The sequence below is a fragment of the Streptomyces sp. PL-29 genome (genome assembly GCF_058344425.1).
On record NZ_CP136996.1, the window covers coordinates 3501695 to 3522308 of the forward strand.

At 73.5% G+C, this 20614-nt stretch carries 17 protein-coding genes; 5 read left to right on the top strand and 12 right to left on the bottom strand.

From position 1 onward, the window contains the following. Positions 1-92: 92 nt before the first annotated feature. Entirely contained in the window at positions 93-1775 is a 1683-nt protein-coding gene (paaN, locus tag R4Z63_RS16060; RefSeq protein ID WP_384448113.1) for a phenylacetic acid degradation protein PaaN, read from the bottom strand. A gap of 124 nt (positions 1776-1899) precedes the next feature. On the opposite strand from paaN, the gene R4Z63_RS16065 reads away from it, so the two are divergent. After that, positions 1900-3411, top strand: a complete 1512-nt coding sequence (locus R4Z63_RS16065) for a 3-hydroxyacyl-CoA dehydrogenase (RefSeq protein ID WP_384448116.1) — start codon at positions 1900-1902, stop codon at positions 3409-3411. After that, complete coding sequence (locus R4Z63_RS16070) at positions 3408-3995, top strand: TetR/AcrR family transcriptional regulator (protein ID WP_037920540.1); 588 nt, start codon at positions 3408-3410, stop codon at positions 3993-3995. The genes R4Z63_RS16065 and R4Z63_RS16070 overlap by 4 nt, the downstream gene beginning before the upstream one ends. 110 nt (positions 3996-4105) lie before the next feature. On the opposite strand, the gene R4Z63_RS16075 is transcribed toward R4Z63_RS16070, so the two are convergent. Continuing rightward, positions 4106-4675 (bottom strand): Lrp/AsnC family transcriptional regulator, encoded by a 570-nt coding sequence (locus R4Z63_RS16075; protein ID WP_370466495.1) that lies wholly within the window; start codon positions 4673-4675, stop codon positions 4106-4108. 178 nt (positions 4676-4853) lie between these two features. Between R4Z63_RS16075 and pdhA the strand changes: the two genes are divergently transcribed. The 3 genes from pdhA to R4Z63_RS16090 are packed head-to-tail and all read left to right on the top strand — an operon-like array spanning position 4854 to position 8382. After that, a complete protein-coding gene (gene pdhA, locus R4Z63_RS16080) occupies positions 4854-5990 on the top strand; it encodes a pyruvate dehydrogenase (acetyl-transferring) E1 component subunit alpha (RefSeq protein ID WP_037921358.1) in 1137 nt (378 codons plus the stop codon). A gap of 47 nt (positions 5991-6037) precedes the next feature. After that, positions 6038-7006: an alpha-ketoacid dehydrogenase subunit beta gene (locus tag R4Z63_RS16085; RefSeq protein WP_172671323.1), complete on the top strand. Its 969-nt coding sequence runs from the start codon at positions 6038-6040 to the stop codon at positions 7004-7006. Continuing rightward, entirely contained in the window at positions 7006-8382 is a 1377-nt protein-coding gene (locus R4Z63_RS16090; RefSeq protein WP_384448120.1) for a dihydrolipoamide acetyltransferase family protein, read from the top strand. The genes R4Z63_RS16085 and R4Z63_RS16090 overlap by 1 nt, the downstream gene beginning before the upstream one ends. A gap of 139 nt (positions 8383-8521) precedes the next feature. Here the strand turns inward: R4Z63_RS16090 and R4Z63_RS16095 are convergent, their stop codons facing one another. From R4Z63_RS16095 to R4Z63_RS16140, 10 genes are all read right to left on the bottom strand, one after another. Continuing rightward, positions 8522-9499: an NAD(P)H-quinone oxidoreductase gene (locus tag R4Z63_RS16095; RefSeq protein WP_384448123.1), complete on the bottom strand. Its 978-nt coding sequence runs from the start codon at positions 9497-9499 to the stop codon at positions 8522-8524. A gap of 26 nt (positions 9500-9525) precedes the next feature. Next, entirely contained in the window at positions 9526-10626 is a 1101-nt protein-coding gene (locus tag R4Z63_RS16100; RefSeq protein WP_037921362.1) for a potassium channel family protein, read from the bottom strand. Then, positions 10614-11909, bottom strand: coding sequence for a molybdopterin molybdotransferase MoeA (locus tag R4Z63_RS16105; protein ID WP_078556293.1), 1296 nt, complete (start codon positions 11907-11909; stop codon positions 10614-10616). The genes R4Z63_RS16100 and R4Z63_RS16105 overlap by 13 nt, the downstream gene beginning before the upstream one ends. After that, a complete protein-coding gene (locus tag R4Z63_RS16110; protein ID WP_037921366.1) occupies positions 11906-12784 on the bottom strand; it encodes an NTP transferase domain-containing protein in 879 nt (292 codons plus the stop codon). Before R4Z63_RS16110 ends, R4Z63_RS16105 begins: the two co-directional genes overlap by 4 nt. Positions 12785-12942: 158 nt before the next feature. Further along, positions 12943-13482 (bottom strand): bacterial proteasome activator family protein, encoded by a 540-nt coding sequence (locus R4Z63_RS16115; protein ID WP_037920550.1) that lies wholly within the window; start codon positions 13480-13482, stop codon positions 12943-12945. A gap of 103 nt (positions 13483-13585) precedes the next feature. Continuing rightward, entirely contained in the window at positions 13586-16342 is a 2757-nt protein-coding gene (locus R4Z63_RS16120; RefSeq protein ID WP_384448256.1) for an ABC transporter permease, read from the bottom strand. 101 nt (positions 16343-16443) lie between these two features. Further along, positions 16444-17190 carry an ABC transporter ATP-binding protein gene (locus R4Z63_RS16125; protein ID WP_384448128.1) on the bottom strand — a complete coding sequence of 249 codons (747 nt, stop codon included), beginning with the start codon at positions 17188-17190 and terminating at the stop codon, positions 16444-16446. Between the two features lie 25 nt (positions 17191-17215). Continuing rightward, positions 17216-17863: a PadR family transcriptional regulator gene (locus R4Z63_RS16130; protein WP_384448131.1), complete on the bottom strand. Its 648-nt coding sequence runs from the start codon at positions 17861-17863 to the stop codon at positions 17216-17218. An 85-nt stretch (positions 17864-17948) separates the two neighbouring features. Beyond that, complete coding sequence (locus R4Z63_RS16135) at positions 17949-18509, bottom strand: hypothetical protein (RefSeq protein WP_384448134.1); 561 nt, start codon at positions 18507-18509, stop codon at positions 17949-17951. A 174-nt stretch (positions 18510-18683) separates the two neighbouring features. After that, on the bottom strand, positions 18684-20423 hold the full coding sequence (locus R4Z63_RS16140) for a Stk1 family PASTA domain-containing Ser/Thr kinase (RefSeq protein WP_491522556.1): 1740 nt from the start codon (positions 20421-20423) through the stop codon (positions 18684-18686). Positions 20424-20614 lie beyond the last annotated feature (191 nt).

The window sequence follows — 20614 nt, forward strand, 5'->3', positions numbered from 1 at the left end:
GCCCGGCCCCGGCCGACGTGGTCTTGACGTCCTGCGCGGACGGCTCGCGCGGACGCCGCCGGGTGACGACGCCCGGCGGCCACGCACGGCGACTACGCCTGGCGGCGGACCTCCACCACGCGGAAGCGGTTCGAGACGAAGGCGCCGTCGCACAGCGCGGCGTTGGCCGCGGGGTTGCCACCGGAGCCGTGGAAGTCGGAGAAGGCCGCCGTCTGGTTGACGTAGACCCCGCCGGTCAGGTTCAGGGAGAGCTGCGCGGACTCCTCCAGGCAGACCTCCTCGACGGCCCGCTCGGTGTCCGCGGAGGTGGTGTAGGCGCCTACGGTCATGGCGCCCTTCTCGCGCACGGTCCGGCGCAGCAGCTCCAGCCCGTCCGCGGTGGAGTCCACGGCCACCGCGAAGGAGACCGGGCCGAAGCACTCCGAGAGGAACGGCGCCTCCGGGTCCGGCTTGGCGGCGTCCAACTTGACCATCACCGGCGTACGGACGACCGCGTCGGGGAACTCGGGGTTGGTGACTTCGCGGGAGGCCAGCGCGACCTCGCCGAGCCCGGCCGCCGCCTCCAGGCGGGCCTTGACGTCCGGGTTGACCAGCGCGCCCAGCAGCGCATTGGCCCGGGCGTCGTCGCCCAGCAGGCCGCCGACCGAGGCCGCGAGGTCGGCGACGACCTCGTCGTAGGACTTGTGGCCGGCGTCCGTGGCGATGCCGTCACGCGGGATCAGCAGGTTCTGCGGGGTGGTGCACATCTGGCCGCTGTAGAGCGACAGGGAGAAGGCCAGGTTGGCCAGCATCCCCTTGTAGTTGTCGGTGGAGTCCAGGACGACGGTGTTGACGCCCGCCTTCTCCGTGTAGACCTGCGCCTGCCGGGCGTTGGCCTCCAGCCAGTCTCCGAATTCAGTGGAGCCGGTGTAGTCGATCAGCTTGATCTCGGGGCGGACGGCGAGGTCCTTGGCGATGCCCTCGCCCGGACGCTCGACCGCGAGCGCGACCAGGTTCGGGTCGAAGCCGGTCTCGGCGAGGACCTCCCGCGCGACCTGCACGGTCAGGGCGAGCGGCAGGACGGCCCGCGGGTGCGGCTTGACCAGCACCGGGTTGCCGGTGGCCAGCGAGGCGAACAGGCCCGGGTAGCCGTTCCAGGTCGGGAAGGTGTTGCAGCCGATCATGAGGGCGATGCCCCGCGGGACCGCGGTGAAGGTCTTGCCGAGCTCCAGCGGGTCCTTCTTGCCCTGCGGCTTCGACCAGTCGGCCTGCCCCGGGACGCGGGTCTGCTCCTCGTAGGCGTAGGCCACGGCCTCCAGGCCGCGGTCCTGCGCGTGGGGGCCGCCCGCCTGGAAGGCCATCATGAAGGCCTGGCCGCTGGTGTGCATGACCGCGTGCGCGAACTCGTGGGTGCGGGCCGAGATGCGGGCCAGGATCTCGATGCAGACCAGGGCGCGCGCCTCCGGCCCGGCGTCGCGCCAGGCGGCCATGCCGGCCTTCATCGCGGGCAGCAGCACGTCCGGGTCCACATGCGGGTACTCCACGCCCAGCTCCGGGCCGTACGGGGACTTTTCGGCGCCCGTCCAGCCGTCGGTGCCGGGCTGGCCGAGGTCGATACGGGTACCGCGGAGCGCCTCGAAGGCGGCGAGCCCGTCGGCCGGGGCGGTCTCGCCGTACGCCTTGGGGTGCTCGGGATGCGGGGACCAGTAGGCACGGCTGCGGATCGCCGACAGGGCCTGGTCCAAGGTGGGCCGGTGCTTGGCGGACAGCTGGGGGACGGTGAGCTCGGCGGCCATCAGGGACCAACTCCTCGTTGAGCCGGGCGAAGGAGAGCAGACTGGAGTTAGAGTAACCGAACGATCGGTCGGGACAAGAGGGCCCGGCGGACCTGTGGACAAGTCGGTGCGGGAGGATCAGGACATGACAGCAATCGAGCGGTCCCGCACTGTGGCGGTCGTCGGCGCGGGCACCATGGGCCAGGGCATCGCCCAGGTCGCCCTTCTCGCAGGTCACCGCGTGCTGATCTACGACATCGACGCCGCACTCGCCGCCGACGGCGTCGGCATGGTGCAGGACCGTGTCGAGCGGATGGCCGCGAAGGGCCGTCTGGCTCCGGCCGAGGCCGAGGAGACGGTTGGCCGGATCACGGCCGCGGGCGCCCTCGCGGACCTCGCTGGGGCCGCCCTCGTCATCGAGGCGGTCGTGGAGAACGTCGGGATCAAGCAGACGCTCTTCGCCGCCCTCGAAGAGGTGGTCGGGCCGGACGCGCTGCTCGCCACGAACACCTCCTCCCTCTCCGTCACCGAGCTCGCCGCCGGGCTCGCGCACCCCGGCCGCTTCCTCGGCCTGCACTTCTTCAACCCGGCCCCGCTGCTCCCGCTCGTCGAGGTGGTCAGTGGCTCCGCGACCGACCCGGATGCCGCCGAGCGCGCCCACCGTACGGTCCTCGGCTGGGGGAAGACGCCCGTCCGGTGCGCCGACACCCCGGGTTTCATCGTCAACCGGATCGCCCGCCCCTTCTACGCCGAGGCCTTCGCGGTGTACGAGGAGCAGGGCGCCGACCCGGCCACCATCGACGCCGTGCTCCGCGAGAGCGGCGGCTTCAAGATGGGCCCCTTCGCCCTGACCGACCTGATCGGCCAGGACGTCAACGAGGCCGTGACCCGCTCGGTGTGGGAGTCCTTCTTCCGCAGCCCCAAGTTCACGCCGTCCCTGGCGCAGCGGCGGCTGGTGCAGTCGGGCCGGCTGGGCCGCAAGTCGGGGCACGGCTGGTACCCGTACGGCCCGGACGCGCCCGTCGCTCAGCCGCACACCGCCGGGCCCGAGGAGGCCCCGGACAAGGTGACCGTCGTCGGTGACCTCGGTCCGGCCGCCGAGCTCGCCGACCTGCTGGAGGAGGCCGGGATCGCGGTCACGGCCACCGAGCACGGCGGCCCGTACCTCCAGTTGCCCGGCGAGGGCCAGCTGGTCCTCGCCGACGGCAAGACCTCCGTCGAGTTCACGGACGTCGTCTACTTCGACCTCGCGCTCGACTACCGGGGCGCCACCCGGATCGCCCTGTCCGCCAGCGCGGACACCAGCGAGCGCACCCTCGCCGAGGCGATCGGCCTCTTCCAGAAGCTGGGCAAGCAGGTCTCCGTGATCGGTGACGTCCCCGGCATGATCGTCGCCCGGACCGTCGCCATGCTGATCGACCTCACCGCCGACGCCGTCGCCCGCGGCGTGGCCTCCGCCGAGGACATCGACACCGCGATGCGGCTCGGCGTCAACTACCCGCTGGGCCCTTCCGAATGGCACGGCCGACTCGGCCCGGACTGGGCCTACGACCTGCTGCACCACCTCGACGAGCGCTGCCCCGGCGGCCGGTACGCGCCCTCGCTGGCGCTGTTCAAGCTGGGATACGCGGCGGGCGACCAGGAGGGCGCGCGGTGACCACGGCCAAACGTGACACCTACACCCCCGAGACCCTGCTGTCCGTGGCCGTCCAGGTCTTCAACGAGCGCGGCTACGACGGCACCTCGATGGAGCACCTCTCCAAGGCGGCCGGCATCTCGAAGTCCTCGATCTACCACCACGTCACGGGCAAGGAGGAGCTCCTGCGGCGGGCGGTCAGCCGCGCCCTCGACGGTCTCTTCGCGGTGCTGGAGGAGCCGGGGGCGACCCGCGGCCGGGCCGTCGAACGCGTCGAGTACGTCACGCGACGCACCGTCGAGGTCCTGGTGTCCGAGCTGCCCTACGTGACGCTGCTGCTGCGGGTGCGGGGCAACACCCGCACCGAGCGCTGGGCACTGGAGCGCCGCCGCGAGTTCGACCACCAGGTCGCGGACCTGCTCAAGGCCGCCGCCGAGGACGGCGACCTGCGGGCGGACGTGGACATCCGGCTCGCCACCCGACTCCTGTTCGGCATGGTGAACTCGTTGGTCGAGTGGTACCGGCCGCACTCGGGCACGGGTCCCGGGCAACTGGCCGACGCCGTCGTCCACATGGCCTTCGACGGCCTGCGCACGGCCCGCTGACCCGACACCGGCCCACCGAGCGCCGGGCGCGGTGCCGGCGCCCCGGGACGGTCCGCACGGGCTCCCCGGGGCGCCGTCGCGTCACCGGGCACCCCGCTCACCCGTAGGGCCTACTCCTCCGCGATCGCGGGGCCCCCGGCCGGGCCGGGGCCCGGGTCGAGCAGGTCCGTCTCCTCGAAGACCAGCAGGGTGCGCGTGGAGAGGACTTCCGGGATGGCCTGCAGGCGGGTGAGGACCAGTTCACGCAGGGTCCGGTTGTCCGGGGTGTGCACCAGGAGCAGCACGTCGAAGTCTCCGCTGACCAGGGCGATGTGCGCGGCGCCGGGGAGTTCGCGCAGCTGCTCGCGGACCGTGCGCCAGGAGTTCTGGACGATCTTCAGGGTGATGTAGGCCGAGGCGCCCTGGCCCGCCCGCTCGTGGTTGACGCGGGCCGTGAACCCGCGGATCACCCCGTCGTCGATGAGCCGGTTGATCCGCGCGTACGCGTTCGCGCGCGAGACGTGCACCTGCTCGGCCACCGACCGCACGGACGCCCGGCCGTCCGCCTGGAGCAGCCGCATGATCGACCGGTCGATCGGGTCCAGGGGGCGCGGTGCGACGGGCGGGACCGCGGGGGCTCCCGGTGCGGCACCCGGTGGGACCGGTGCGGAACCCGCTGCGGCCATTTGTTCATCTGGCATGGCCCGATGCCTCCCTCTCCTGGACGTCCTGCGTCCATCCCAGGTCCCCGGCGCCAGTTTGTCCACAGCCTGGAGTCGCATGTAGCCAAATTGCGCGGACAACCGAACAATCGGTAGGTGAGGGGCCTCACACCCGGGGCACCCCCTGCCCGCTTCCCACGAGGAGGTGTACGCCGCCATGACGGTCCAAGAGCTGCCCGGTGCCGGTGCGTCCCACCGTTCCACCCCGCCGCCCGCCTGGAGGCCCCGCACGGACGCCGCGCCGCTGCTCCCGGACGCCGAGCCCTACCGGGTGCTGGGCACCGAGGCGGCCGACCGGCTCGACCCCGCGCTGATGCTGCGGTGCTACGCCGAACTGGTGCGCGGACGTCGCTACAACGCCCAGGCCACGGCGCTCACCAAGCAGGGCCGGCTCGCCGTCTACCCCTCCACTGTCGGCCAGGAGGCCTGCGAGATCGCGGCGGCCATGGTCCTTGAGGAGCAGGACTGGCTCTTCCCGAGCTACCGCGACACCCTGGCGGCAGTGGCGCGCGGACTGGACCCCGTACAGGCGCTCACCCTGCTGCGCGGCGATTGGCACACCGGCTACGACCCGCGTGAGCACCGGATAGCCCCGCTCTCGACCCCGCTCGCCACCCAGCTGCCGCACGCGGTGGGCCTGGCGCACGCGGCGCGGCTGCGCGGCGACGACGTCGTCGCACTCGCCATGGTCGGTGACGGCGGCACCAGTGAGGGCGACTTCCACGAGGCGCTGAACTTCGCCGCCGTCTGGCAGGCCCCGGTGGTCTTCCTCGTGCAGAACAACGGCTTCGCGATCTCCGTCCCGCTCGCCAAGCAGACCGCCGCCCCGACGCTGGCCCACAAGGGCGTCGGGTACGGCATCCCGGGTCGGCTGGTCGACGGCAACGACATCGCGGCGATGCACGAGGTGCTGGCCGAGGCCGTCCGGCGGGCCCGGGCCGGCGGCGGCCCGACCCTGATCGAGGCCGTCACCTACCGCATGGAGGCGCACACCAACGCCGACGACGCGACGCGCTACCGCGGTGACGCCGAGGTCGAGGCGTGGAAGGCGCACGACCCGATCGACCTGCTGGAGCGCGAGCTGACCGCGCGCGGGATCCTCGACGAGGCGGGCATCACGGCCGCGCGCGACGAGGCCGAGGCGATGGCGGCGTCCCTGCGCGACGGGATGAACGCCGATCCGGTGGTGGACCCGATGGACCTGTTCGCGCACGTCTACGCGGAGCAGACCGGCCGCCTGCGCGAGCAGGCGGAGATGCTCCGTGCCGAGCTGGAAGCCGAGGACCAGGCGTGACGACGGTGGCGGCGAAGTCCGCGAAGACGGGGGCCAAGCCCGCGACGATGGCGCAGGCCCTGACCCGGGCGATGCGCGACGCGATGGCGGAGGACCCGACGGTCCACGTGATGGGCGAGGACGTCGGGACGCTCGGCGGTGTCTTCCGGATCACGGACGGCCTCGCGAAGGAGTTCGGCGAGGACCGCTGCACGGACACCCCGCTCGCGGAGGCCGGGATCCTGGGCACGGCCGTCGGCATGGCCATGTACGGGCTGCGGCCCGTCGTGGAGATGCAGTTCGACGCCTTCGCCTACCCGGCCTTCGAGCAGCTGATCTCGCACGTGGCGAAGATGCGCAACCGCACCCGCGGCGCCATGCCGCTGCCGATCACCATCCGCGTGCCCTACGGCGGCGGGATCGGCGGTGTGGAGCACCACTGCGACTCCTCGGAGGCCTACTACGTGGCCACCCCGGGCCTGACGGTGGTCACTCCGGCGACCGTCGAGGACGCGTACGGGCTGCTGCGCGCGTCGATCGCGAGCGACGACCCGGTGGTCTTCCTGGAGCCGAAGCGGCTGTACTGGTCGAAGGCGGACTGGTCGCCCGAGGCGCCGGCCACCGTCCCGGGCATCGGGAAGGCTCTGGTCCGGCGCACGGGCACGAGCGCCACCCTGATCACCTACGGGCCTTCGCTGCCGGTCTGCCTGGAGGCGGCCGAGGCGGCCCGCGAGGAGGGCTGGGACCTGGAGGTCGTGGACCTGCGCTCCCTGGTCCCCTTCGACGAGGAGACGGTCGTGGAATCCGTACGCCGCACCGGTCGAGCGGTCGTCGTCCACGAGGCCGGCGGCTTCGGCGGGCCGGGTGCGGAGATCGCCGCCCGCGTCACGGAGCGGTGCTTCCACCACCTGGAGGCCCCGGTGCTCCGGGTCACGGGCTTCGACATCCCCTATCCGCCGCCGATGCTGGAGAAGCACCACCTGCCCGGAGTGGAACGGATCCTGGACGCCGTGGCCCGCCTGCAGTGGGAGAACTGATGGCGCAGGTAATGGAATTCAAGCTGCCCGACCTCGGCGAGGGCCTGACCGAGGCCGAGATCGTGCGGTGGCTGGTGGCGGTGGGCGACGTCGTCGCCATCGACCAGCCGGTCGTCGAGGTCGAGACGGCCAAGGCGATGGTGGAGGTGCCCTGCCCGTACGGCGGTGTGGTCACCGCCCGCTTCGGCGAGGAGGGCGAGGAGCTGCCGGTCGGCGCCCCGCTGATCACCGTCGCGGTGGGCGCGCAGTCGCTGCCCGCCGGGGCCGCGGAGGGTGCGGAGGGAGCGGAGGCCGAGGGTTCCGGCGAGGCGCCCCGGCCGCTGATCGGCTACGGCTCGGACCACTCGCGCCCGGCGCGTCGGCGGCGGGTGCGACCCGTCACCGCCGCGGTGTCGGCGCCCGCCCCGGCCCCCGCCCCCGCCCCGGCCCCCGCCCCCGCCCCGGCTCCGGCCTCTGCCCCGGCTCCGGTCGCGGTGGCTCCGGCCGCTCCCGCGGCCCCCGCCGGGCCGGTGCCGGTCATCTCGCCGCTGGTGCGCAAGCTGGCCAGGGACGGCGGGGTGGACCTGCGCGCGCTGCACGGTTCGGGGCCGGAGGGCCTGATCCTGCGGGCCGACGTCGAGGCGGCCCTCGCGGCGCTGCGGGCGCCCGCCCCGGCTGCCGCCCCCGCGACGGCTCCGGTGGCGGCGCAGGGCGAGCGGATCCCGCTGAAGGGGCTGCGCGGTGCGGTCGCCGAGAAGCTGTCGCGCAGCCGCGCCGAGATCCCGGACGCCACCTGCTGGGTCGACGCCGACGCCACCGAGCTGATGGCCGCCCGGGCCGCGATGAACGCCGTGGGCGGACCCAAGATCTCCGTGCTCGCGCTGCTGGCGCGGATCTGCACGGCAGCGCTGGCCAGGTACCCGGAGCTGAACTCCACCGTGGACCTCGCGGCCAGGGAGATCGTCCGGCTGCCGGCGGTGCACCTGGGCTTCGCCGCACAGACCGAACGGGGCCTGGTGGTTCCGGTCGTCCGGGACGCGCAGGACCGCAACCCGGAGTCCCTGTCGGCGGAGTTCGCGCGGCTGACCGAGCTCGCCCGCGCGGGCAGGCTGGCCCCGGCCGACCTGACGGGCGGCACCTTCACCCTGAACAACTACGGGGTGTTCGGGGTCGACGGCTCCACGCCGATCATCAACCACCCCGAGGCGGCGATGCTCGGTGTCGGCCGGATCATCGACAAGCCGTGGGTCCACGAAGGCCAGTTGGCGGTCCGCAAGGTGGTCCAGCTGTCGCTGACCTTCGACCACCGGGTCTGCGACGGCGGTACGGCGGGCGGCTTCCTGCGCTACGTCGCCGACTGCGTGGAAGCCCCGGCGGTGCTGCTGCGCAGCCTGTAGGGAGCGTGCCGGGGGCGGGCTCGAAGATCGGGGATCCGGCCCCCGCGTCCCCGCCCCCGGCCTCCCGCCCCCCGGCCCCGGTCCGCGAACCCCGGAGGGGCCGGGAGACGGGCCCGCCGGCGTTCGCGGCGCGCGGGGTTCACACCGTGAGCAACAGCTTGCCCACGTGGGCGCTGGATTCCATGACCCGGTGAGCCTCGGCGGCCTGCGCCATCGGGAACGACGCGTGCACCACCGGCCGGACGCGCCCCGCAGCCACCAGCGGCCACACGTGCTCCCGGACGGCGGCGACGATCGCCGCCTTCTCCTCCAGTGGCCGCGCCCGCAGCGAGGTGGCGGTGATCGCGCCCCGCTTCGCCAGCAGTGCGGCGAGGTTCAGTTCGGCCTTGATCCCGCCCTGCAGGCCGATCACCGCGAGCCGGCCGTTGACGGCCAGGGCGTCCACGTTCCGGGCGAGGTACTTGGCGCCCATGATGTCGAGGATCACGTCCGCCCCGGCCCCGCCCGTGGCGGCCCGCAGCGCCTCCACGAAGTCCTGCTCGCGGTAGTCGATGAGGATGTCCGCGCCCAGCTCCTTGCAGCGGGCCAGCTTTTCCGGGCCACCGGCCGTGACGGCGACCGTCGCGCCGACGGCCTTGCCGAGCTGGATCGCCATGGTTCCGATGCCGCTGGACCCGCCGTGCACCAGCAGGGTTTCGCCGGGGCGCAGTCCGGCCACCATGAACACGTTGGACCACACCGTCGTGACGACCTCCGGCAGCGCGGCCGCCGTCACCAGGTCCACTCCGGCCGGAACCGGCAGCAGCTGGCCGGCCGGTACGGCGACCCGCTGCGCATATCCGCCGCCGGCCAGCAGGGCGCAGACCTCGTCGCCCACCGACCAGCCGGACACCCCTGCCCCGAGCGCGGCGATCCGCCCGGAGCACTCCAGGCCCGGATGACGTGAGGCGCCGGGCGGCGGATCGTAGAAGCCCTGCCGCTGGAGCACGTCGGCGCGGTTCACGGCGCTCGCCGCGACCTCGACGAGGACCTCGCCCTCGCCCGGTACCGGATCGGGGACGTCGGCCCAGACGAGGGCCTCGGGGCCGCCGGGCTGCTCGATGGTGATCGCATGCATGGCCCGGAGGCTACGCCACGGCGCGGCTACTCGGCAGGACCCAACGTCGACTTCGGAGCGGTGGGCGGAATCGCTCGCACGATGGTGATGAGACGGTCCGTCAGCTGGAGCGGGCTCGCGTGCGGATCGTCGTACGGGAGCAGCCGGTGGCCGCGCAGCACGTTCACGACGAGGTCGTCGGTGTCGCGCACCGACTTGCCGACCTCCGACTTGCGGACGGGCCGTTCGATCAGGTCCAGGCCGCTGCCCTGCTGGATCAGGTCCTCCATCACGGTGCCCGCGCTCGGGCTGAGCACCGACAGGCCCAGCAGCCGGCCGGCCGCGCTGGCGCTCGTGATGACCGCATCCGCCCCGGACTGGCGCAGCAGCGGGGCGTTCTCCTCCTCGCGCACCGCGGCGACGATCTTCGCTCCGCGGTTGAGCTGCCGGGCCGTCAGAGTGACCAGGACCGCCGTGTCGTCGCGCTGGGTGGCGATGACGACCTGACGGGCCTTCTGGAGCTCGGCACGGAGCAGTACGTCCGAGCGGGTGGCGTCGCCGACCACGCCCGTGAACCCCTCGGCGTTGGCCATGTCGATGACCTTGGCGCTGGGGTCGACGATGACCACCTGCTCCCTGGAGACGCCGGTGGCCAGCAGTGTCTGGAGGGCCGAGCGGCCCTTCGTGCCGAAGCCGACGACGACCGTGTGTTCGCGCAAGTTCTTCCTCCAGCGCTTCAGCCGCCACTCTTCCCTCGTCCGTTCCGTCAGGACTTCGAGGGTGGTACCGACGAGGATGATCAGGAACAGCACGCGCAGCGGTGTGATCAGCAGGATGTTGATCAGCCGCGCGCTGTCGCTGTAGGGGACGATGTCGCCATAGCCGGTCGTCGACAGCGTCACCGTCGCGTAGTAGAAGCAGTCGAGGAGATCGACCGTCTCGTTGGCGTTGTCGTGGTAGCCGTCGCGGTCCAGCCACACGATGAAGACCGTGAGGAAGAGCACGAACAAGGCCATCAGGAGACGCTTGGCGACCTGCCGCAGCGGATGCTCGACGATGCGTTTGGGCAGCTTGATGCGCCGCGAGACGAGCTTCTCGTCCGCGCCGCGGGCCATGGCGTCCTGTCCGGGCAGTTTCACGTGAAACATCCTCCAGAGGCCCACGGCAGATCGAGGACCTCAAGCTCCTGTCCGGACCGGGCGCCCCCCGGTGGTACGACGGCCAGCGCGTCCGCGGCCGCCACGCCGCGCAGCATCGCGGGGCCGTGGTAGCGCAGCGGTACGGCCTGCTCGTCGTCGAGCCGGACGGGGACCAGCCGGGTGTCGTAGGGGTGCCCCTGTACGGCGCCCTGCACGGTCGCCGTGTAGCGCGGGCGCGGGCGGCGCCCCGCGAGGGCGCGCAGCAGCGGCTCGGCGAGGGTCAGCAGCCCGGATACGGCGGCGAGGGGGTTTCCGGGCAGCCCGACCACGTGCCGCCCGTCCGCCCGGTCGCCGATCCGTGCCAGCAGCATGGGGTGCCCGGGCCGCACCGCCACCCCGTCGACGAGCAGCCGGGCTCCGGCCTTCTCCAGTACGGGGCGGACGTGGTCGACGGGTCCGGATGCGGTACCGCCGGTGGTGACCAGGACGTCGGCGGTGGTGGTGGTGACGGCCTTCAGCAGGGCGGCCGCACCGGCCGGGTCGTCGCCGAGCGTCCGGGTGCCGATGACCTCGGCCCCCAGGCGCGTGAGCCAGGGGGCCAGCATCGGGCTCAGGGCGTCACGGATCAGCCCGTCGTGCGGGCGGCCCTCGGTGAGCAGTTCGTCGCCGAGTACCAGGATCTCCACGCGGGGGCGGGGCCGAGTGGTCAGCTCGTCGTAGCCCGCGGCCGCGGCGAGTCCGAGCACCGCGGGCGTGACCAGCGAGCCGGCGGGCAGCAGCAGGTCACCCGAGCGGCACTCCTGCCCGCGCGGGCGGATGTCCTGGCCGGTGACGACGGGCCGGCCGGCGAAGAGCTGTCCGCCCGCCTCGCGGCAGTGCTCGCTGCGGATGACGGCGGTGGTGTCGGCGGGGATCCGGGCACCGGTGGCGATCCGGACGGCCTCGCCGTCGGCGAGGGGCTCTGGAAGGCCGGAGCCGGCCAGTACGCCGTCGCCCTCGCTGACGTGCCACGGGCCGGGGCCGGCCACGGCCCAGCCGTCCATGGCGGAGGTGTCGAAGGACGGCAGGTCGGTCAGCGCCTCCAGGGAGGCGGTGAGGACCTCGCCGAGGGCGTCCGCGAGGGGGACGTCATGGCTGCGGGCGCGCATCTCGGCCCCGGCGTGGGCGGCGGTGTCCCGGGCGCGCGGCCAGGCGGCGGCCCGGTGGCTGCCGCCGGCGCCGCCCCCGGGGGCGCGGCTGACCAGGGCCAGGGCCTCCTCCAGGGCCTGTTCGGCGGAGTTCGCGGGGGTCATGCCGAGCCGTTCTCTCGGGGGGCGGCGCCATCGGCCTCCGCCTCGGCTGCCCAGCGCAGCGCCAGGTCCGCGGCCCTGCGGGAGGCCTCGGCCACGGCCTGCGCGGGGTCGGCGCCGGTGGCGGCCGCGTGGGCGGCGGCGTACCCGACCAGGAAGGTGGTCAGGGGCGCGGCGGGCCGGGCGACGCCGTGGGCCGCGTCCCGGGCGAGGTCGAGCAGGGTCGTGGTGTCGACGGCAAGGTCGATGCCCAGCTCGTTCTTGACTGCGGTGATCCATTGGTCCAGCACGGTTCCATGCTCCCTGATCCGGGCGCGGGCGGCGGCGAGATCCTCCCAGGTGTCGCAGTCGAACGCGGCGAGTGGCTGGGCCGCGACGGGAGCCAGCCGCAGTTCCGCAGTGAGCGCGCGCAGCGGGAGCCCGGCGAGGCCGCCGTGTTCGGCGGCGAGTAGCGCGACCTCGCGGCGCAGGGGTTCGGCCCGGTAGGCGGCGACCAGTGGCTGGTCGCGCCCACCGGGGTCCCGCAGCATCGCCCCGTCCGTGCCGTGTTCGTCGGGCGCGGCCAGCAGGGCCGCCACGGTCTCCCGGTCCAGGAACGGCAGGTCCGCGGAGAGTACGAGGACCAGCCCCGCGGTGGTCCCGCGCAGGCCGGCGTCCAGCGCGGCCACCGGGCCGCTCCCGGGCGGGTCCTCGCGGGCCCACTGCACGGGACGCGCGGTGGGCCTCCTGCCACCGACCACGACGGTGCGCAGGGCATCCGGGCAGGCGTCGAGGACGCGGTCGAGGAGCGCTCGCCCGCCGACGCTCAGCGCGGGCTTGTCCGCCCCGCCGAGTCGCCGCGCGGCGCCGCCGGCCAGCACGATCGCGTCGTAGCTCATGCCCATGAGTATGCGCGGACGGTGTTTCCGGCGAGGAGCCGCCCTTGCCCGGTGCTTGTTTCCGCCGGTGCTTCGTCCTGGCGGCGCCGGGGAAACGGGCGGGCCCGCGCCCCTGGGGGCGCGGGCCCGGACCCGTGGTTCGTGCGGACGGTCGGAGGCTAGAGGTAGGGGCCCGAACGGATCGCGCCGTGGCCGCCGTCATCGTCGTCGTCGTGCGGACCCCCCGCAGGGAGGGCGCGGCGCATCTGCTCCAACTGGGCCCGCGCTGCCATCTGCTGCGCGAACAGTGCGGTCTGGATGCCGTGGAAGAGGCCCTCAAGCCAGCCCACCAACTGGGCTTGTGCGATCCGCAGTTCCGCCTCGGAGGGGATGGTCTCCTCGGTGAACGGCAGGGACAGGCGCTCCAGTTCCTCCACGAGCTCCGGGGCCAGGCCGTCCTCCAGCTCCTTCACGGAGGCTGCGTGGATGTCCTTGAGCCGGACCCGGCTCGCCTCGTCGAGGGGCGCGGCGCGTACCTCTTCAAGGAGTTGCTTGATCATGCTGCCGATCCGCATGACCTTGGCGGGCTGTTCGACCATTTCCGTCACCGGGACCTCGCGCGACTCGTCATCGGCGTCGCCGACCGCCGACCCGTCCTGTCCCACGATCAGGACGTGCGGGGGACTGTCCTGCGACCGTTCACTCCTCGGCATCTCCATGCCGTCATTCTCTCGCACACCTTCGTTCTCACACGGTGTGCCCCCGTACCGTCGTGATCCACCCTGTACGGGGGCACCGGACCGGGGAAATCCCCCCCCCTGCTCAGCCCGCGGCCCGGCGGGCCAGCGCGCCGCTGGAGCGGGTGACCAGCGCCGCCAGGAGGGCCGCGCCCAGCGGGACGATGACGAGCAGTCCGGCGAGGGTCTCCCACGGCACGGCGATCGGCACGAACGGCACGGACTCGCCCGCCGCGGAGTAGCCCTCCTCGACGGCGCGCTGGGCGAGCGCCTCCAGTTCCCGTCGCTGCGTCAGACGCAGGCCGATCGCGGGCAGGATCCCGGCGGCCGAGCCCAGGACGACGCCCATCAGGGCCACCACCCCGCACTGGAAGCCGCTCAGCGTCCGGCGCACCCGCGGCGGGGCGCCCACCGCTGCCAGCGTCTTCAGGTCGGCTTCGGCGTCGGCCTGGGACAGTCCGGTGGCGATGCCGGCCGCGCCGATGGTGACCAGGCCGGCGAACACGGATAGGGCGAGCAGGGCCAGGCTGTCGTTGCCCTGGTAGCCCGCTTCGATCCGCAGGGAGGCGTCCACACCCATCCGGTCGATGTCCGCGGCGATCCTCTGCAGCTGCTCGGAGGCCGGCGTCCCGTCGAGGGCGAAGTAGGAGCCGACCGGGGCCGTGGTCAGCCCCGTGGCCTGCACCGCAGCCGGGGGCAGGACCAGTTCGATGCCCCATCCCTCGGTGCCCTCCGGGACCAGGTGGACGGGGATGACCTTGTCCACGCCGACCGGTTCCCTCGCCGGACCGGCGATGCCCTCGGCCTCGTCCGGCCCGGTGACGATCCGCAGGGTGAGTGTGCCGTCCTTGACCTGCCTCTTGTCGAAGGCGACCGCCCGGCCCTGCCGGAGAGCGGACACGGAGCCCGGGTCGGTGACCGCGAGCACGCTCAGCAGCTTCTCGTCAGCGACGACCGTGGAGTACTGGGTGCCCCGCGTGGCGCCCTGGCAGCGCCAGTCCTGGCGCAGTCGGCGGGCCTCCTCCGCGCTGAAGGCCTCGGGGTCGGGGCTTTCGTAGAGCGGGCACCGCTGGTCCTTGGGGGTGATGATCTCGGCGCGGCCGCAGGCCGGGTCCCGGGAGAACGGCTCGCAGCCCGGCTTGCCGACGACCAGCCGGTCGACGTCCGCCCGGCGGGCGACCGGGAGCTGCTTGGTGAGGGACTCGCGCAGGGCGGGCACGTCCCGGTAGGCGCCGTTCTCGGAGGTCAGCAGCGAGCCGGTGCCGTGCGGGAGGTCGGCGACGTACTCGTGCCGGCTCTGGATGTCGCTGCTGTGCTGGTACGTGGCCACCGCCACGGTGCCGGCGACGGCGGCCAGCACCGCTGCCACGGCGGGCGCCGTACGGCCCCGGTTGCGCACGGCGTCGCGCAGCGCGAGCCGCGGGGAGAGCGGCAGCCGGCGGCCGAGCCGTCCGAAGACGCCGACCAGGACCGGGGTGAGGGCGACGATGCCGAGCTCGGCGAGCGCGCTGCCGCCCGCCACGACGGTGGAGCCCAGGTCCGACACGCTGCCGTAGAGGGCGATCCCGGCACCGGCGGCGACGGCGACCAGGCCGACCACCGGCAGCACCCGGTTGGACCTGCGCACACCGCGGCGGCCGGTCAGTGAGGCCAACACCGTCTGCCGGGAGGCGGTGACCGCGGGGACGATCGCGGACAGCAGTCCGGTCACCACCGCGAGCAGGGCGATGCCGGCCAGTTCGAGCGGGCGGAAGTCCAGGTCGCCGAAGCGGTTGCCGAGCTGCTCCTCCAGCACCGGCTGGAGGGCGACGGTCAGGGCGATGCCGATCGCGGTACCGGAGACGGCGGCCGCGGCGCCGATGACCAGACCGCCGGAGAGCACGATGGAACGGACGTGACGGCGGTCCCCGCCATTGGCCCCCACCAGGCCGAGCTGGCGGCGCGAGCGGCGGGCACCGACGGCGAAGGCCGGTCCGGCGAGCAGGCAGATCTCCAGCATGGCGAGGCCCACGACCGTGGCCAGGATGGCCATTTCGGTGGCGCTGCCGGAGCCGCGCTCGAACTGCTCCTTGGGTTCCTGGCGGTAGAGCGGTACGTCGGCGTCGGCGGGCGGGTGGTTGGCGACGGCACGGGAGACGACGACCAGGGACCTGGCGTTGGCCGCCTGGACCATGTTCCACGTGAAACCTTCACCGCCCACGGTGACCAGATAGGAATCATCCGGGTGCAACCCGGTGCCCCCGGAGGCCTGGAGTGCCTGGTCGAGGGGGGCGATCAGGCTCCCGGGCGGGCCGATGACCTGCACCTTGCCGAGTTCGCTCGGCAACTCGTACGCACCGACGATCTTGTAGGCGGAGGTGGCGCCGCGCGGGGTGACCGAGGAGCCGACGAACAGGCCGGAGTTGTCCAGGAAGGCGTTCGTCGCGACGACCTCGCCCGCCCGCTCGGGCAGCCGGCCGCGGTCGAGCGTGACCAGGCCCTTCGCCAGCGGGTCGTGCAGGTCGATCTCGCGCAGGTCGGTGTCGAGCAGCCCGTGCCGGGTGCGGACCTTGCCGTAGCCGGCCGAGTCCTTCAGGATCCTGCTTCCGGGCGGGAACCCGGCGGCCACCTGCTCCGGGGACTTCTTCTCGGGTTCCGTCGGAACGTCGGCGCTGTCGTAGCCGCCGACCGGTACGTAGCGTGACCCGTCGGGCAGTTGGTAGATGGCCTTGCCCGCGTACGAGGTGCTGACCCGGGCGTCGGAGGCTCCGACCACGCGGCTGACGGCCTGGTCGGGGGAGAGCTCGGCGCTGCGCAGGGTGAGGTCGGCGGCGCTGACGCCGACGATCGGCAGGGCGATCATCGCGAGGACCAGGGAACTGCGGCCCTTGGCGCGCCAGGCGTCGCGGCGCGCGATGCGCACGGCGGCGACCCAGGAGTGGTACCAGCCTTGGAGCGAGGAGATCACTGGCCGCCCGCCTGCCCGGACAGGAGGGAGTCGGCGTGGCTGCGCGTGGTCTCGTCGACCACGGTGCCGTCGCGGAGGAAGACCACGCGGTCGGCCCACGCGGCGAAGCGCGGCTCGTGGGTGACGAGGACCCCGGCCGCGCCCGCGTCGCAGCGGGAGCGCAGCAGGCCGAGGACGGACTCGCCGGTCTCGGAGTCGAGGGCGCCGGTGGGCTCGTCGGCCAGGACGAGGCGGCGGTCGCCCACGAGGGCGCGGGCGATGGCCACGCGTTGCTGCTGGCCGCCGGACATCTCGTCGGGGAAGCGGTCGGCGAGGACGCCCAGGTTCATCTCCGCGAGCGCCGCGAGGGCCGCCCCGCGGGCCTTGCGGGCGGAGGTCCCGTCGAGTTCGAGCGGCAGGGCGACGTTCTCCGCGGCGGTGAGGGCCGGGATCAGGTTGTAGTCCTGGAAGACGTAGCCGATGCTGCGGCGGCGCAGCGCGGCGAGCTGTGTGCGGCTCGCCGTGGTGATGTCGGTGCCCTCGACCAGTACTCGGCCGCTGGTGGGGACGTCGAGGCCGCCGGCGAGGGTGAGCAGCGTGGACTTGCCGGAGCCGGAGGGGCCCATGACGGCGACGAGTTCGCCGGGGTGGACGGCGAGGTCGATGCCGCGCAGGGCGTGCACTTCGGTGGCGCCGCTGCCGTGGGTGCGGACGAGCCGCTCCAACTGCAGGACGGGTTGCCGGGGTTGGCGCTGGTCGGGCATGGAGGATCCCCCCTGGGAAGGCGGTTCAGGCGCGCCGCGTGCGGGCGGTGCGGGAACGGGCGGTGGTCGGGGCCGGGTTCTCGGCTGCGGCCTGGGGCGGTTCGGGCGCGGCGGCTCTCCGGTCGGCCGGCAGGGAGAGCCGGACGAGCCGGGCCTCGCAGTGGTCGAGCCAGCGCGCCTCGGCCTCGGTCTGGAAGATGAGCTGTTCCAGGACGAGCAGCCAGGCGACGTCGTCGCGTTCGCCGGACCGGCCGCTCTCGACCGCCGCCAGGGCGGTGGCCTTGAGCCGGGTGTAGTCCTGCATCGCGCGGATGGTGGCGTGCCGCTGGGACTGGATGACGGCGCGGATGTCCACGCCCGGGGCGCCCACGGCCATGGCGAGCTTGATGGACAGTTCGTCCCGGGGCGGGTTGGCGCGGTCGACGGGGCGTTCGTACCACTGGCGCAGTTCGGTGCGCCCGGTGTCGGTGATGGCGTAGAGCGTGTGCCCCGCGGCGTCCTCGCCGTCGGGTGCGACGAGGCCGTCGCGTTCGAGCCGGGCCAGGGTCGTGTAGACCTGCCCGACGTTGAGGGGCCAGGTGGAGCCGGTCCGGGATTCGAACTCGGTGCGCAGCTGGGAGCCGTACCGAGGGCCCCGTTCCAGGAGGGCGAGCAGCCCGTGACGGATCGACATACTCGGTATGTATACCGAGTATGTTCACGGTGGGCAACCATCCCGGGGCGTACGCCGGAAGGGGGACGGAGGAAGGAGGACGGCGCTACGCTCCCCGCCGCAGCCGCACGCCCAGATATCCCAGCCCCAGCCCCATCAGGGCGAATCCGGTGCCCAGCGGCAGTATGTGCGCGGCCAGGTCGGCGGCGCGGTCGTTGGGTTCGGTGCCGAGGACGGTGACGGCGTCACGCGCTGTCGGGGCGGCGGTGGGGCGTGGCGGCACGGGCGGCGAGGGCGGGGGCGGCGCCGGCGGCGTGGGCTCGGTGCGGGGGTGCACCGGCAGTGGCCGGGAGGCGATCAGCAGCTCCGGGTCGGCGGGCTCTCCGGCCGGCCGGCCGGGCCGTTCGCGGCCGACCCCGGCGGCGCTCCCCGCAAGCTCCTCGCGGGCGTCGTCGCCCCCGTCGGCCTCCTCGGTCCGGGCGGCCGCGAGGTGCGCCGCCCGGTCCGTGGACGGTGCGACGCGGTGGACGGGCGTGCGGTGGGCGGGGGTGCGGTCGGGGTGGGCCGGGGCGGGCGGGCCTGCGTACGCGGAGGCGGCGGGCGCGAGGGCGGCGGCGGCCAGCGCGGCGCACGCCAGCCAGCGCGAAGGACGGAAGCCTTGGATCACGGGGAGCCCCTCCCGTCCCGAGCGCCGGCGTGCTCGCTGGGGTCAGCGATACGCGCTCAGATTTACATAGTGGGGCAAAAACGGCATCCCGGGCGCCCTGGTGGGTGCTCGGGATGCCGGTGTGTCGTGCGGGTGGTCGTCGTGCGGGCCGGTTGTCCCGCGGTTGCCGCGGGCCTACTCCGGATTGCCGGTGGACACGGTGAGCGTGTACTCCGTGCCCTCCTTGTCGATCTTGTCGCCGGCGGCCGGGGACTGGCTGAGCACCGTGTCCTTGCCGTACACGGCCTCGTCCTTCTCGACGATCGTGTACTTGCCACCCGAGGCCTGGATGCAGGCCTTCACGGACAACACGTTCTTGTACTTGAGGTCCGGCGCCTGGTACTTGCCGGCCTCGCTGTAGTGCTTCGTGGGCTCCGAGCACTTCTTCGGGTCGATCGTGCGGGTGACGTCGGGGCCCTTGTAGCCGGCCTTCGCGGACGCGGACGCCGAGCTGCCCGGATCGGCGGTGGTGTCGCCCTTGTCGTCCCCGTTCATCGAGATCGCCGCGATCAGGCCGCCGACGGCCAGCACCGCCACCGCGATCGCCCCCACGACCACGGGCGTGTTCCGCTTGCCGCCGCCACCGGAGCCGGACGTGCCCGCCCCGCCCGCCGGGGAGATCGTGTACGGGGGCGGCGTCTGCGGCGCGTAGCCCTGCTGCGGCGGGGCCGCGTGCGGGTAGGCGTAGCCGCCCTGCGCGTGCGGCTGCGGGGCCGGCGTCGGGGCGTACGGGGCCGGCGTCGGGGCGTGCGGGGCGGGCGTCGGGGCGTGCGGGGCGGGCGTCGGGGCGTGCGGGGCGGGCGTCGGGGCGTGCGGGGCGGGCGTCGGGGCGTGCGGAGCCTGGTACGGCTGCTGCAGCGACTGCGGCGGGGCCTGGAAACCGGACTCCACCGGCGGGAACACGGCGGAGGACACCCCCGCGCCGCTGCTCAGCGGCCCCTGGCCCGGCACGATGACCGGAGCCCCGGTCTGCCCGGAGCCCAGCACCCGCGCGACCTCGTCGCCCATGGCCGCTGCCGTGGGGAAGCGCTCGTTCGGGTTCTTCTTCAGCGCCCGCGCCACCAGCGCGTCCATCGCCGGGGTCACCGACCGGTTGATGGAGGACGGCGCGACCGGCTCCTCCTGCACGTGGGCGTACGCGATGGCGAGCGGCGAGTCCGCGTCGAACGGCAGCCGTCCCGTCAGCAGCTGGAACAGCATGATGCCCACGGAGTACAGGTCGGAGCGGGCGTCGACGCCGCGCCCGAGGGCCTGTTCGGGCGAGAGGTACTGCGGGGTGCCGACGACCATGCCGGTCTGGGTCATCGAGGTGACCCCCGACTGCATGGCGCGGGCGATGCCGAAGTCCATCACCTTGACCACGCCGCGCTTGTTCACCATCACGTTGCCGGGCTTGATGTCGCGGTGGACCAGGCCCATCTCGTGGCTGGTCTCCAGGGCGGCCAGTACGTCGGCCGTCACCTTCAGCGCCTTCTCCGCGGGCATCGCGCCGTACTGCCGGATGTCCGCGTCCAGCACCGAGCCGAGCGGCTTGCCCTCCACGTACTCCATGACGATGTACGGCATCACGGCACCGTCGTCCGGGCGGCCGCCGCCGAACGTCACCTCGCCCTCACCGGTGTCGAAGACCGAGACGATGTTCGTGTGCGACAGTTTCGCTACAGCCTGGGCCTCGCGGCGGAAACGCTCGCGGAAGGACTGTTCCCGGCCGAGGTCGCTGTGCAGGGTCTTGATGGCCACCTGCCGGTCGAGGGCGGAGTCGTACGCGAGGTACACGGAGGCCATGCCGCCGGCACCCAGCAAGTCCCTTAGCTGGTAACGGCCACCGGCCAGAGAGCCGCCCGCGTACTGGCCCTGAGTGCCGTCCTGGCTCATGACTGTTGCTTCCCCTCGGAATGTGCCGTCCACGCCTCCGGCCGGGCGCATGTGGCGCCCAGTCTGCCCCAGGGCAAGCACACGTCAAGCCGGGTGCCCGTTCCGTGACCACACGTGCACAGGGTGGCCTTGTCCGAACGGTGACCGGTTCCGAGGCTGTAGCGTTCACCGGAGCACCAATAAAGAGGACT

Bases quoted from the DNA above. Each gene is read 5' to 3' on its own strand.
- paaN (WP_384448113.1), bottom strand. From the start codon at position 1,775: ATGGCCGCCGAGCTCACCGTCCCCCAGCTGTCCGCCAAGCACCGGCCC.
- R4Z63_RS16065 (WP_384448116.1), top strand. From the start codon at position 1,900: ATGACAGCAATCGAGCGGTCCCGCACTGTGGCGGTCGTCGGCGCGGGC.
- R4Z63_RS16075 (WP_370466495.1), bottom strand. From the start codon at position 4,675: ATGCCAGATGAACAAATGGCCGCAGCGGGTTCCGCACCGGTCCCACCG.
- pdhA (WP_037921358.1), top strand. From the start codon at position 4,854: ATGACGGTCCAAGAGCTGCCCGGTGCCGGTGCGTCCCACCGTTCCACC.
- R4Z63_RS16085 (WP_172671323.1), top strand. From the start codon at position 6,038: ATGGCGCAGGCCCTGACCCGGGCGATGCGCGACGCGATGGCGGAGGAC.
- R4Z63_RS16090 (WP_384448120.1), top strand. From the start codon at position 7,006: ATGGCGCAGGTAATGGAATTCAAGCTGCCCGACCTCGGCGAGGGCCTG.
- R4Z63_RS16095 (WP_384448123.1), bottom strand. From the start codon at position 9,499: ATGCATGCGATCACCATCGAGCAGCCCGGCGGCCCCGAGGCCCTCGTC.
- R4Z63_RS16100 (WP_037921362.1), bottom strand. From the start codon at position 10,626: ATGTTTCACGTGAAACTGCCCGGACAGGACGCCATGGCCCGCGGCGCG.
- R4Z63_RS16105 (WP_078556293.1), bottom strand. From the start codon at position 11,909: ATGACCCCCGCGAACTCCGCCGAACAGGCCCTGGAGGAGGCCCTGGCC.
- R4Z63_RS16110 (WP_037921366.1), bottom strand. From the start codon at position 12,784: ATGAGCTACGACGCGATCGTGCTGGCCGGCGGCGCCGCGCGGCGACTC.
- R4Z63_RS16115 (WP_037920550.1), bottom strand. From the start codon at position 13,482: ATGGAGATGCCGAGGAGTGAACGGTCGCAGGACAGTCCCCCGCACGTC.
- R4Z63_RS16120 (WP_384448256.1), bottom strand. From the start codon at position 16,342: ATGATCGCCCTGCCGATCGTCGGCGTCAGCGCCGCCGACCTCACCCTG.
- R4Z63_RS16125 (WP_384448128.1), bottom strand. From the start codon at position 17,190: ATGCCCGACCAGCGCCAACCCCGGCAACCCGTCCTGCAGTTGGAGCGG.
- R4Z63_RS16130 (WP_384448131.1), bottom strand. From the start codon at position 17,863: ATGTCGATCCGTCACGGGCTGCTCGCCCTCCTGGAACGGGGCCCTCGG.
- R4Z63_RS16140 (WP_491522556.1), bottom strand. From the start codon at position 20,423: ATGAGCCAGGACGGCACTCAGGGCCAGTACGCGGGCGGCTCTCTGGCC.